Source organism: Corynebacterium fournieri (assembly GCF_030408775.1).
GTDB lineage: Bacteria > Actinomycetota > Actinomycetes > Mycobacteriales > Mycobacteriaceae > Corynebacterium > Corynebacterium fournieri.
In genome coordinates, this window is sequence record NZ_CP047210.1 from 2,040,703 (window position 1) to 2,054,568 (window position 13,866).

General features: G+C 65.1%; 7 protein-coding genes. 3 read left to right on the plus strand and 4 right to left on the minus strand.

From position 1 onward, the window contains the following. Nucleotides 1-16 precede the first annotated feature (16 nt). The 3 genes from CFOUR_RS09810 to CFOUR_RS09820 are packed head-to-tail and all read left to right on the plus strand — an operon-like array spanning nt 17 to nt 4,814. Nucleotides 17-1,402: a GlnX family signal transduction membrane protein gene (locus tag CFOUR_RS09810; RefSeq protein WP_085957215.1), complete on the plus strand. Its 1,386-nt coding sequence runs from the start codon at nt 17-19 to the stop codon at nt 1,400-1,402. After that, nucleotides 1,399-2,403, plus strand: a complete 1,005-nt coding sequence (locus CFOUR_RS09815; protein WP_085957214.1) for a glutamate ABC transporter substrate-binding protein — start codon at nt 1,399-1,401, stop codon at nt 2,401-2,403. Before CFOUR_RS09810 ends, CFOUR_RS09815 begins: the two co-directional genes overlap by 4 nt. Beyond that, the gene (locus CFOUR_RS09820) at nt 2,400-4,814 is read left to right on the plus strand and encodes a serine/threonine protein kinase (protein WP_085957213.1); all 2,415 of its coding nucleotides are present in this window, start codon (nt 2,400-2,402) and stop codon (nt 4,812-4,814) included. Before CFOUR_RS09815 ends, CFOUR_RS09820 begins: the two co-directional genes overlap by 4 nt. Before the next feature lie 47 nt (nt 4,815-4,861). Here the strand turns inward: CFOUR_RS09820 and CFOUR_RS09825 are convergent, their stop codons facing one another. The 4 genes from CFOUR_RS09825 to pta form a co-directional block, all read right to left on the minus strand. Further along, complete coding sequence (locus CFOUR_RS09825; RefSeq protein ID WP_085957212.1) at nt 4,862-7,294, minus strand: hypothetical protein; 2,433 nt, start codon at nt 7,292-7,294, stop codon at nt 4,862-4,864. Between the two features lie 6 nt (nt 7,295-7,300). Continuing rightward, a complete protein-coding gene (locus CFOUR_RS09830; protein WP_143338981.1) occupies nt 7,301-10,918 on the minus strand; it encodes a Rib/alpha-like domain-containing protein in 3,618 nt (1,205 codons plus the stop codon). A 329-nt stretch (nt 10,919-11,247) separates the two neighbouring features. Further along, complete coding sequence (locus CFOUR_RS09835) at nt 11,248-12,453, minus strand: acetate kinase (RefSeq protein WP_085957210.1); 1,206 nt, start codon at nt 12,451-12,453, stop codon at nt 11,248-11,250. Further along, nucleotides 12,454-13,803, minus strand: a complete 1,350-nt coding sequence (gene pta / locus CFOUR_RS09840) for a phosphate acetyltransferase (RefSeq protein WP_085957209.1) — start codon at nt 13,801-13,803, stop codon at nt 12,454-12,456. Between the last annotated feature and the right edge of the window lie 63 nt (nt 13,804-13,866).

Genomic DNA, 13,866 nt, shown 5'->3' on the forward strand with positions numbered 1-13,866 from the left:
CGGTTATTATTGCGGAATGGTGACGCAGAGCATGGCGAGCGACGACGCGTGGCTCGACGAGCTTGAGGCGCGGCCGCAGCACCCGCGCCTGCACGGCGTCATCCACGGCCCCTTGGCGCGCCCGCTGCGTTTGGGGCGCCGCTCGAAGGCGTTTGCGCAGACCACTCCGGGGCGCATCATTGTGGTGATGGTGCTGCTGACCGGGATGCTGCTGGCGGCGGGCCTTTCCATGAGCCAGTCCATGGCGGGGCGCAACCAGTCGCTGGACACGGTGCGCGAGGCCACGGAGCCGATGAGCGCGGCCGCGCACCTGCTGTCCACGTCCCTGCTGCGCGCGGACACGATCGCGGCGGGCGGGTTTGTCCAGCCCGGGCCACTGTCGCACGAGGACGTGCAGGCGTATTCCGCGGCGTTGGACACCGCGGTCAGCTCCGCCGGCGAGATTTACAAGGGCGCGGTGGAGGCCAATTCCCCGAGCAGTGAGCGCATTGAGGAGCTGGTCGGCGAGATTCAGCGGGACTTGCCTGTCTACGCCGGGTTGAACGAGCGCGCCCGCGTGAACCAGCGCATGGGCAACCCGGTGGGTGTGGCTTACATGTCTGAGGCGTCCAGCATCATGCGTTCTCGCATGCAGGTGGCGGCCTCCGAGATCAACGCGCTGACCCGCGCGGATGTGGCCAAGGAGATGCGCCGTCTGTCCCAGCCGCAGTGGGTTCCGCTGTCCGGACTGTTGGCCGCGCTGGGGTTTCTCGTGCTTGCGCAGTGGTGGCTGTGGCGGGTGTTCCGCCGCCGCTTCAACCGCGGTTTCCTCGCTGGCACGCTGGCCGTGGTGGTGGCGCTGACGTGGGCGGGGGTGTCCAACTACCAGTCTTGGCGCAACGGCTCGGTGGGCTACGAGCAGGCGGCGCAGCCGTGGGAGGAGTTGACCGCCGCGCGGATCGACGCGTTGGAAACCCGCACGGACGAGACGTTCGCGCTGTTGCGCCGCCAGTCCGTGGTGCATTCTTCGAGGGCGTTTGACGGAACGTATGCGTCGGTAAGCGAGGCCCTTGCTACGGCCGAGGCGTACGGCGGCGAGCAGCAGCTTATCGACGACGCACGCGACGCCCTGCGCACCTGGGCCTTCGACCACAACGAGCTGGTCGGCGCCTTAAACAGCGGCAGCTACGACCAAGCGGCGGCCCTGCTGGCCTCCGACAGGGCGGCCGGCGAGGCGCCGTTCCGGCAGCTCGACGCTGCTCTGTCTGAACTAATCGCGTCCTCCCGCCAAGACACGCAGACCTACATCGACGCCTCCCTGGACGCCACGCGAAGGGTCTCTGCGGTGGTGGCGCTGCTGTCCGTGCTCGCGGTGATGTGCACGTGGCTGGGCATCCGCAGAAGGTTGGGTGAGTACCTGTGAGAGCAAAAACCATTGCGTGCCTGGCCGCGGCCGGAATACTAGCGGGGTGTGCGGACGCGGCGGATCCGGTCCGCGCCCCCATCGAGCCGCAGCCGGAGACCTCCACCACCCGCGAGCTGCTGCCCCTGCCGCCCGGCGCGAAACTCGAGGACGCTTCCGGGGTGCCGGATGATCCGTTCGTGCCGACGAAGTTGGACTGGGAGGGCTCGCTGAACCCGCGCGTGCAGGAGGAGCAGACTCCAAACCTGGACCGCATCAAGCGGCGCGGCCGGCTGGTGGTGGGCATCGACCAGTCGCTGTACCTGTTGGCCTTCCGCGACACCGCCAGCGGCGAACTGCGCGGGCTGGAGGTCGACCTCGCCCGCGCCATCGCGCACGACATCTTCGGCGAGGACGACTCCGGGACAAACAGGCTGGATCTGCGCTTTGTGGATTCAGCGGCCCGCGCGGAAGCGCTGAACAACGGCGAGGTGGACCTTGTCATCCGCACCATGTCCATTACCCCGGAGCGCGCCGCCTCGATCGCCTTTTCCACCCCGTACCTGACCTCGCGGGTGCGCGTGCTGGTGCCGCGGGACAGGGGTGTCTCAGACATCAACCAGCTGGCGGACAAAACGGTGTGCATCGTCGACGGCACCAACCTGACTCAGATCGCGCACACCTACGCCCCGCACTCGAAGGTGCTGCGCACCCGCTCCTGGTCCGATTGTCTGATGGCCACGCAGCAGTTCCAGGCAGACGCGATTGTGGCGGATGATTCCATCTTGGCGGGCCTGTCCGCGCAAGACCCGTACGCGGAGATCCTGCCCGGCACCCTGGCCTCGCAGTATTACGGGGTGGGCATGCCCACAGGGCAAAGCGACCTGGTGCGGCAGGTCAACGCGACGCTGGAGCGCATGCGCAACGACGGCACGTGGTCCGATCTCTACTCCACCTGGCTGGGCGGCTCCATCGCAGAGTCTGCCCCGCCACCGCTGATGTACCGCAAGGAGGAGCCGTGAGCAACGACGACAAAAAGCGGGAGGCGCTTGAAGCGCAAGACACGCAGCAGACGGAGGCGGTGGCCTTCGACCCGTTCGCAGACGAAGACGAACCCGGCACCGAGGCGGTCGCCTTCGACCCCTTTGCCGACGAGGACGAGCAGTGGGACTCCGACGGCGAGACCGACTACTCCGCCATGGGCGAGATGGCGGGGCTGCTCAAAGACCTGGACCAGCTGCGAAAGGGAGGGAACCGGGAGGATACGTCGCAACGCTCCCGCAGGCAGGCACTGGACACGTTCCGCGAGCGCCGCGGCACCCGGCGCGCCACCCGCGTGGTGGCCGACGGCATGGTGGAGCTGCCCTGGGTGGAGCCGACCGCGCCCCGGGAAGCGCTGATCGACCCGCAGCCGGCGGTGGTGAAGAAAAACATCGCCCCGCCTGTGCTGCAGCCGGGCGACGTGGTGGCCGGCCAGTACGAGATCATGGGCGTGATCGCCCACGGCGGCATGGGCTGGATCTACTTGGCGCAGGACCACTACGTGGCCGGGCGCGTGGTCGTGCTCAAGGGCCTGCACTCTAAGGACAACCCCGACGAGGCGGCGGCAGCTGCGGCGGAGCGCGAGTTTTTGGCCGACATCACCCACCCGGGCATCGTGCAGATTTTCAACTTCATCGACGACCCTCGCGTGCCCGGCGGGTTCACCGTGATGGAGTACGTGGGCGGGCCGAGTTTGCGGTCGTGGCGCAACGCCTCCAAAGGCGGGGCGCTCGAGCCCGACATCGCGATTGCCTACATGCTCGAAGTACTGCCCGCGCTGGATTACCTGCACTCGCGCGGGGTGGTCTACAACGACTTGAAGCCGGACAACATCATCGTCACCGAAGACCAGGTCACCTTGATCGACATGGGCGCGGTCTCCGGCATCGGCGCATACGGGTTCATCTACGGCACAAAGGGCTTCCAGGCGCCCGAGGTGGCCAGCGAAGGCCCTTCGATCGCCTCCGACGTCTACACCGTGGGCCGCACCCTGGCGTCGCTGGTGGTGGACCTGCCGCAGTCGGACGGGGTGTACGCGCCCGGCATTCCCTCCCCCGTCGAGGAACCGCTGTTTCGCCAATACACCTCCCTGTACCGGCTGCTGGCGCGATGCTGCCATGAGGACCCCGCCCAGCGCTTCACCAGCCTGGTGGAGCTGGAGGCGCAGCTGCTTGGCGTGCTGCGCGAGGTGGTGGCGGTGCGCGACGGGCGGACCTACCCCGCGCAGCACTCGCTGTTTTCTCCGCAGCGTACGACGTTCGGCACCAAGCACCTGGTCTTCCGCACCGACCAGCTCATCGACGGCATCGCCCGCAGCGTGGACATCACCCCGCAGGAAGTCGTTGCAGCGCTGCCCTCGCCGCTGGTCGACAGCGCCGACGTCGGCGCCGCGATGCTCCAGGGCTCCTCCTACGCCGAGCCCCGAGAAACACTGGAGACGCTGCGCCAGGCGATGTCCACCCCGCAATACGAGCACTCCGTGGAAATCCCCTTCGGCGTCGTGCGCACCATGCTCGACCTGGGGCTGACCCCGCAGGCCCTCACCTGGCTGCGCTCGCTGAAGGAACGCTTCGGCACCAACTGGCGCTACTCCTGGTACGCAGGCGTGGTGGAGACGCTGCTGGGAGATTTCGCCGCCGCGAAACTCTCCTTCGCGGAGGTGCTCAACCTACTGCCGGGCGAGGCCGCGCCCAAGCTCGCCCTCGCTGCCGTTAGCGAGCTCATCTTGCAGGACGGCGGTTTCCAGACCAGCCGCCTGCTTCACGACGAGCTCGCGCCCGCCGCCGCCGGCCTGGACCGGCACCTCTGCGACGTGACCAACGCGGTGTGCGAAGAGATGGCCGCAGACGGGGTAGTCGACACCACCTGGTCCATGACCGCTATGGCCCCCGAGGGCTTGCGTTTCCACGCCATCCGCCTCTACGCGCTGGTGTGGCTAACCAACCCCACCACCGTCTCGTCGGCGTTCGGCTTGGCGCGCATGCTCATGTGCGAGGGCGAAGCGGAACTGGCCATCAAGGCACTGGACAAGGTACCCAACGCGTCGCGGCACTTCCGCATGGCGCAGCTGACCTCGATTTTGTGCCTGGTCGACGGCGAACCCAGCGAGGAACGCACCCGCTTAGCGGCGCGCCGGCTGGAGCAGATCCCCTCCACCGAACCGCGGTTTTTGCAGATCAAGGTGGCCGTTATCGAGGCGGGCCTGACCTACCTGCGCCGGCACTCGGCCGCCACTAACGTTGCGCTGTTCGAGTACCCCTTCACCGTCCGGGGACTGCGCCGCGGCCTCGCCCAGACGCTGCGGGAGCAGGCACGTGTCGCGCCGTACCCGAAGCACCGCTACGCGCTGGTGGACATGGCCAACAAGGTGCGCCCCGCCACCTGGTTTTAAGAAGGAGTTCTAGGGGCGGGGCTTTAAGGCGGGGTTCTCAGACGGGGCTAAAACGCGCCGCTCATCGCGGCAGCCGCACCCCCGAGACCCAGCACCGCCAGGATGGCGATGATGACGCCGACGATGATGCCGGCGTTGCTGCCGGAGTCGCCGCCCTTGCCGGTGGCGTTGACCTTCGCACCTGCCTGGTCAGCCGGCTTCGACTGCGTCTTCGTGTTCGTCGTGGTGCTCGGCTTCGGCTTGGCCGGGGCTGCGGGCTCCGAGGTCGCGCCGTTGAGCTCCGTCAGCACCGGGCCGCGGGATCCCGGCTGGACCGGCTTGTTCGACGTGGTTGCCACCGGAGCCGGCTTGGCCAGGGTCGGCTTGGCCGGATCGATCTTGGCAACGGTATCGCGAGCGTCGTTAAGCAGCGGCGAGCTGTTCTTCTCCAGCTCCTTGACCAGCTGATCCATCTGCTCGGTGGTGTAGTTGAGCACGGAGAAGTCGACGTTTTCCTCCGCCACGAGCTTGCCGTCCTCGTTGAACACGCGGAACTTCACCGGCATGGTGGAGTCCTTGTAGCCTGCGGTGTTGGCAATCGGCACCTCGACCGGCAGCTGCGCGTAGTCGGACAGCGCGCCTTCAACCGGGTACTCCTGGCGGAAGGTCCCGCCCGGGTAATCCGCCTGCAGGGTGAACTTGTGTAAGTCGATGCCCAGGTTGGACAGCTCCAGGTTGATCTTGGAGTCCGAGCGGTTGGCGACGATGACGTTCTTCTTGCCGTCACGCTCGCCCATGACTCGGAGGCCGGCCATGCCGTTGTTCTCCTCGGCGGCGAGCACAACGAGCTTGTCCACGCTCGGGTGCTCGTGGCCGGACTCCTCCGGGTCGGTGGTCACGCCGACCGAGCCGTTGGCCTTGGCAATCTCGCCGTTGACCACGTCCAGGTTGTCCCAGTCCGGCTTGATGTTGTAGGAGCCGTTGTAGCAGTTCGCGGAGCCGTTGTAGCACGCCTCCGGGATGGACACGGAGTCGTTCGAGGACGCGGTCGTGTCCGAGTAATCGAAGTGGCTGAACTGGTACAGGTAGTTCATCACGGACCGGTACTTGGGCACGTATGAGTGATCCGGCCTGTCCACGCTGGAGGCGCCGGAGTGCGTCAGACCCAGGTTGTGGCCGAACTCGTGGAGGATGGTGTTGCGCATCTGCTCCTGCGAGGTCATCAGGTAGTTCTTTGCCACGTAGAACGCGCCGTCAGAAATCAGGCCGTTGCCGGAAGACAGGTTGCCTGCCTGCTGGGTATCGCCGATGACGCCCACGCGGAAGACGGACTGGCGCGCTCCGAGCAGGTTTTTGCGGTCCTTGACCAGGCGCACACCGGGTACCTCGTTGCCGAAGTAGTACGGGGTGTAATCCACCGTCGGGCCGCCGTGGGTATCGCTCAGGCCCGGGATGTTGTTGTAGTAGTCGCCCGCGTCGATGTGCAGGTTGTAGCCGCGTCGGTCGAACAGGTCGACCAGGTCGTTGAGGATCGCGCGCGACGGGCGGTAGACGTTGACGTTCGCGTCCGCGCACTCCATGAAGCGGCCGAAGTCCTCCTCAGTGGCGGCGTACTGGCGTTTCTCGGAGCAGCCCTTCGTCTCCCACTCGGACTTCATCCAGTTGAGCTGCAGGAACAGGTCCTTCTTGTTCGGGTCTGCGCCCCAGCGGTGCAGCGGGAACTCGGTGCCGTCGCTGGACGTGAAGCCGTTGAGCTCCCAGTCGTCCGGGAATCCGTCGCCGTCGGTGTCCGTCAGGGCCTCGTTGGCGTCGCCGTGGATGCTCATACGCGCGCTCAGCGAGGCAGCGTCGGCTTCCCACACGCCGGCCTGGAAGCGGGAGCCGTCGTTCTGACCTGCGGCGGCGGACGTCTGGCTGTCGCCGGTGGATGTGGTGGTCGCACCGTGGAACTGGGACTGCAGCTGGTAGCGGCCGCCCACGTCGATGGAGAAGCCGTCCGCGCCCACCTCGTCGGCGGTGATCGGGTAGTCGTAGGACATAAAGCCGTCCGTGAGCACGACCTTCAGGTTCTTCTTCCCGGACAAGCTGCGTAGCTCCACGCGCACGTCCACGTCCGTGGGAGACACCGTGAAGGTGCGAACCAGCTCAACGCCCAGCTTGTCGTCGGTGTGGGTGAGGGTGACCACGTCGCCGTCGGCGTTCGAGGCGGCGTCCACCTTCGTCGCATCGCCTGCAAAATCGACTTTCTGGCCGTCTGCGTACGCGTCCAGGTAGAACGCCGTCGGCATCAGGCCGTTCGACAGACTGTTGTACATCAACCAGGACACGCGGCCCTTGTTCACGTCCACGTTCTGGAAGCCTTCGCCAGCACCGGTGGTCACACCCACCTGGTAGCTCTTGCTTGTGTCCACGGCCGCGTCGGCCGTCACCGGAACCGCGAAGCCGGCACTGATGCCCAGTGCGACAGCAGTCGCGATCGCTTTCTTACCTGCTTGCATCATGTGCTTCTACTTCCACCAGACTAAAAAAGTTTGAAAAAATTCACGATTATCGTACAAAACCTTGGACGCGGCCCCCAGCAAACCGAGCACGGCGAGCGCCCACACCCAAGGCATCGGCTGCGAGGAGCCCTGCGAGCTTTGCGACGACCCTCCGGCCACCACGCCATCCACCTTCACCAGCACATTGAACGTACCGGTGGAGCCGTCCTTGAACTGCACGTTCACCGGGATCTGCTTGGTCTGGCCGGCGGCGTGCGCAGGGACCTTGACGTCGAGCTTGCCCGTGGTGTGGTTCAGGGACGCTTCCCAACCGTCGGCATCGAACTCGCCCAGCTGGAACGGCTGTGACGTGGCGTGCGCCGGAACCGGCAGCGTGAAACGCGTGGTGGAGTCGGGGTGGCCGACCACCGAGACGTCGTCAAGCTGCACGCTCTCCGCGTAGCTCGCCTTCCCGTCCTTCGTGCTCACCTCAACGCGCGCCGAGATGACGGTGTGCGAGGAGTCCGCGAACGTCACCTCGACCGGGACGTCGCGCACGCCTGGGGCGGTGCCGTCGAACGTGGCGACGGTAAGCTCGCCCGTCGCCGGATCAATCTGCAGACGAAGCCCCGGCACAGGCTTGATCAGCGAGAAGCTCGCATCCGCAACGTTCGGCTTCAGCGTGACTACCTCGCCCGCATTCACGCTCGCGCGCGGGTACTCCACCTCAGTCAGTGCGGCGGTGCCGCGCACGGCCGTCGCCGGGATTTCCACGGTGCGCTGCGAGCCGTCCGCGAAGGTGACCACGATCGGGATGAGCGCAGCCTGCGGGTCGTCCTCATCGCCGACGCGGGTGGCGGTCACAGCACCGGTGGCCGGGTCTACGGACGCCTGCCAGCCCGGGGCATCGAAGGACGCCGCCAGCGCGTAAGTCGCGCCCGCCGGAGCGGAACTCGGCGCCACCGTGATCGGCATGCCTGCCTCCGTGACCTTGATCGGGTTCCAGGACACCACCGCATCCGCAGCTTCGGACTTGGTGGACACCGGAACCACGATCTCCTGCACGGAGCCGTCCGGCAGCGTCAGCTTCAATGGCACGTCGAAGGCCGCACCAGCGGGTGCGTCCTCCGGGACCTTGACGGTGATCGCGCCGGTTGCCGGGTCAATCTCCACCGGCAGAGCCGTCAAACCGTCCTGCTCGAAGGTGGCACCATTGGGCAGCGAACCCGAGGGGAAAAGACGGATGTTGCCGTCAGCGTCGAAGAACGGCTTGCCGTACTGCGCAGCAGTGGTGGCATCAGCCAACGTCTCGCTCGTCAGCGCAGGAATACGCGCGAACACGGTGGCCTCGCCCTTGTCGTTGTCGGAGGTCGTGCCGTCGGAGTAGAGCACCTTCACCGGAACGGTGATGCCCTCCGGATTGTTGGCCGGTGCAGTCGCGGTGATCGTGCCCGTATCCGCGTCGATGCTGATGTCCCAGCCTTTGTACTCCTTGCGGTCGACCGGGTACAGCTCAAACTGAGCATCTGCCGGCACCGTGTCCTCGACTACCGGAACCTCTACGGTGCGGCCCGGCTGTGCGCCGCGGCCTTCCTGGTACGCGGGCTGGTACACCTCGCTCTGCAGACCTGCGTCAACTTCGAAGAAGGTCTCAATCTGGTCGGTCGTGCCGTCCGGGTAGATGGCATCGACCGTGACCGGGATTGTGGAGCCAGCCTTCTGAGTGATCGGTGCGGCAACAGTGATGACGCCGGTGTTCTCGTCGACGGTGGCGCTCGGGCTTGCCGTCTTGAACTTCGTGCCAGCCGGCAGCGGCTGGTTCTCGTACTTCACGCCGTCGCGGTCGACGGTTGCCACCGGACGACGGCTCGAATTGGTCTCACCCGCCTGCACGAAGGAGGACTTGTACTCCGGCGTGATGCGGTCGGCATCGCTGACCGGGGCGGTCACTTCCACCGTGATGGTGTCGCGCTCACCCGCGTCAGACTGCACGTCCACCGTGTAGGTTCCCGGCTTAATCTCGCGGCCCGGAGCAGCCACGATCTGGCCGTCGGAAGCAACCGAGAGCCAATCAGGCAAGGTCCCGTCTACGTTGACGGCGGAAGACTGATCCGGGGTAGCCGCCGGCAAGGCGAACTTGGTGCTGCCAGCCTGCACACGGAGCGTGTCCCATGCGTAGCCGGTCGCAGCCGGATTCGGGTTGGTAGTGGTTTGCTGGGCGCTGGTCGCCGGCTTCGTGGTGTTGGTCGGCTTTGTCGAAGTCGGCGCAATCGTGGTCAAACCGCCGGTCGGCTTCGCGGTGGTGGTCGTCGACTTCGCGGTGGTCGTCGGTTGAGCGGACGTGGTCGGCTGTGCCGAAGTAGCAGTTGTAGCCCCAGCAGTCGTCGTGGACTGCGGGGAGGTCGTCGGCTGTGCCGGAGTCGACGTTGCCGAAGGAGCAGTAGTAGCCGAAGCACCAGAGGTCGTCGTGGACTGCGCGGACGTGGTCGGTGTTACCGAAGTAGCAGTAGTAGCCGAAGCGTCAGAGGTCGTCGGCTGAGTAGACGTTGTCGGCTGCGGGGACGTCGTCGGCTGCGCAGTGGTGGCCCCAGCAGTCGTCGTCGGCTGCGCGGTCGAGAGAGTGCCCGGCTCTGCCACCTTGATCGAAACGGTGTCGTGGATGACCTTCGGGTCAACGTCATTAGTCACGATCTCCACATCGACCTGGTAGTCGCCCGGCTGCGTCGGCTTGCCGGTGATGGTGCTGTTCTCGGAGTCGTAGGTAACACCGTCCGGCAGGTTAGAGACCTCGACGGACGATGCGTTGTCGGTGGGGATCTGAATGTTCAGATCCTGCCCGGCCTCCACGGGCTGGGGATCCTCCACTATGGGCTCTTCGACCGGGGCCGGAAGGTTCGCGGAATCCTTCACGGTGATGGTGAACGTCTGCGCAACGTCGCCGTTAGCGCCGACCATCACGGTGCCGCCGTCGCGCATCTCCGTCTTCACGGTGTAAGTGCCCGGGGTGGTCGGCGTGCCCTTGATGAAGATGTGCTTGATGCCGCCGAAGTTACGCACCACCGGGGTCAGCCCATCCGGCAACTGCGAATCATCGGTGAGCGCCAACCCGGAAGTCAACGGAGCCTTGTTCACCTGGATGTTGATGTCTTTGATTGTCTTGCCAGCCCAGAAAACCTTGTCGCTTTGGTCGACGTACACCGGCTCAGCCACCAGCGAAATAGGGGCACTCAGGATCTTCGTGGAGCCGTCCTTATAAGTGGCCTCCACCGAAATAGTGTCGGTCGCTGGCAGCTCCGCGGAAGTATCCGGAGTGATGGAAAGCTCACCGCTGACCGGGTCCACGGCGGCACCCCAGCCCGGGTTCACGCTGTCGGCAAGCGCATAAGACGTTGGTGGGTACACCGTAAGTTTATTGACGTTGGTGCTTACCGTGGTCGTCTCCCCATAACGCACGGTGGTGGAAGACGGGTATTTCACCAGCGATTTCTGCGCATCGCTCAGAAGCTGAGCCGAGGCCTGCGGCGCGGACTGCGGGGCTGCAACCGGCTGGATACCCGTCGCTACCAGCGACAGACCCAGCGCACACGCGGCTACCGATGTACCGCGCTGGCGCACAGAGTGCGCGCGGTAATGCTTCCGAGACATTGCAAGACCCCTTTTCTGAATCTTTGATTCATCGCCGACGAAACCATCAGCAAAAATACGGTTGTCTTCCAGTAAATGTACTGCGCCCCACCCCGTAAAAACAACACAATTTCGTTAATTGGAGCGTCTTGGTTTTCTCTTTCGAATATCTGCACACCGCTCGAAGCGCAAGCAGGCAGGAAAACGCTGGAGAATAAGTGATATTTCACAACGGCGAACAACCCTGACGGGTTTGCCACACGTCGCCAAAAAGTAATCCCGGGAACCAGGATCTACCTGGTTCCCGGGATGCAAATACTGCCGTCGCAGTAGTGGTTTTCCGCTCCTAGCTACCCCACACGGGCGGCGACGGCGGCCGCCTTCTGCGCAATTGCGAGCTCCTCGTTAGTGGGAACGACAAGTACCTTCACGGTGGAGTCATCGGTGGAGATGATCCTTGGGCCGTCGTTAGGCAGCGCATTCTTTTCCGGATCCACCTCGATGCCGTACATCTTCAAATTGTCCAGGGCGTCCATACGCACGTGCTGGTCGTTCTCGCCCACGCCAGCGGTGAACGTAATCGCGTCCACACGCCCAAGCGCGATCATGTACGAGCCGATAAAGCGGCGCAGCTGGTTCAGGTACACCATGTACGCCAGCCAAGCGTTCTCGTTTTCATCCTCGATCATGGCGCGAAGCTCGCGGAAGTCGTTGACGCCGGACAAACCCTTCACACCGGACTGGCGGTTGAGCAGGTTGTCAATCTCATCGATGGACATGCCGCCCTGGCGCACCAGGTGGAAGATGATGCCCGGATCAATGTCGCCAGAGCGGGTGCCCATGACCAGACCAGCCAGCGGGGTCAGGCCCATGGAGGTGTCAATCGGGCGTCCGTTGGCCACGGCGGAAGCGGAGGCACCGTTGCCCAAGTGCAGCACAATCTGGCGGGTGTGGTTCGGGTCGCGGCCAATCAGCTCCGGAACCTGGGAAGAGACAAACTCGTGGGAGGTGCCGTGGAAGCCGTAGCGGCGAATCAAGTTCTGCTCCGCAACATCCGCATTGATGGCGTACAGCGCGGCTGCCGGAGGCAGGTCGCGGAAGAAGCCGGTGTCGAACACGGCAACGTGCGGGATGTTCGGCAGCAACGCTCGGGCAACCTCAATGCCGTCAATGTTGGCCGGGTTGTGCAGGGGCGCCAGCGGGATTAGGTCGCGGATCTGGTCCACCACCGGGTCCAGGATCAGTTCTGGCTCGGAGAAGACCATGCCGCCGTGCACCACGCGGTGGCCAGCTGCCACGATGTCCAACTGGGTGGGGCCGATACCTTTGGCGTCGAGAAGCTTGAATGTTTCCTGCAAGCCCGCACCATGGGTGGGCACCGCCTTCTGCACGACGTACTTGTTGCCGTCGTGCTTGATGGTGATACGCCCCTGCGGCTCGCCGATCTGCTCCACCAGGCCGGAGACGAACGGGTCGTCGGAGGCGTTGGAGGCCGGGTCCACGATCTGGAACTTGATGGAGGAGGATCCGGAGTTGATAACGAGTACGTAGGACATTTACTTCGCTCCCGCCTGAATCGCCGTGATAGCCACGGTGTTGACAATGTCCGGCACGGTTGCGCCGCGAGACAGGTCGTTGACCGGCTTGTTCAGGCCCTGCAAGACCGGGCCCACGGCGAGGGCACCGCCGGTGCGCTGGGCGATCTTGTAGCCCGCATTGCCGGCCTCCAGGTCCGGGAAGATGAACACGTTGGCCTGGCCCGCAACCGGGGAGTCCGGGGCCTTCTTCTTGCCCACGCCCGGGTCGCACGCAGCATCGAACTGCAGCGGACCGTCGATGGCGACGTCCGGAGCGAGTTCCTTCGCCTTGGCGGTGGCCTCAACCGCGCGGTCCACGTCCGGACCAGTGCCGGAGGTGCCGGTGGAGTAGGACAAGATGGCCACCTTCGGGTCGATGCCGAACTGCGCAGCCGTCTTGGCGGACACAGCGGCGATCTCACCGATCTGCTCCGCGGTCGGGTTCGGGTTCACGGCACAGTCGCCGAACGCCCAGAGACGGTCCTGCATGACCATGAGGAAGACGGAGGACACGACGGAAGCACCCGGTGCGGTCTTGATGATCTGGAAGGACGGCTTAATCGTGTGCGCGGTGGTGTGCGCCGCACCGGAGACCATGCCGTCTGCCAGCCCCTTGTGCACCATCATGGTGCCGAAGTAGGAGACGTCCTTCATGGTCTTGCGCGCCTGCTCAATGGTCACGCCCTTCTTTTTGCGCAGCTCCGCAAACTCGGCGGCGAACTCCTCGGCCAACTCGGACTCGAGGTGGTTGACCAGGTTCGCGCCGCTCAGGTCCAGGCCGAGCTCCTGCGCGCGGCGGTTCATGTCGTCCACGTCGCCGAGGATGGTCAGCTCCGCCACGCCCTGCTTCAGCAGCTGGTCCGCGGCCTGCAAAATGCGGTCATCCTCGCCCTCCGGCAGCACCACGTGCTTGCGGTTGGCCTTGGCCTGCTCAATGAGCTGACGTTCGAAGACCACGGGGCTCATCACCTGCCGGGCGTTCGCCTCCCCCACTTCGACGTCCCCCAGATCACCATTGCTTATCGACGCCACGGTCGCCCCCAACTCCTGCATCCGCGCCTGAGCAAGGTTGGCTGCCATCTCGTCGCCGGCAACGAGCACCACCGGCGCACCGAGTGCCGCGGCGAGCTGGGCATCGAAGTTGTAGTCGCCGGTGCCCGCGTACAGCGCGGGCGCATCGGCAATCTGCTCGGAGTTGAAGACTTCGGCCACGCTGTCACCCGAAAGTCGCACCAGGGGCAGTTCCAGACGGCTGGCAAGCTGCTGCAGGTCCAGACCATCGAAGGTGCGGTTGGCGAGGGTTACCAGCAAAGATTGGCGTTGAGACATGGCATCACCTTTCGTCGTGGGCAAACATGCACCAGTTTACCGACGGAGATGGCACCCGGCCGA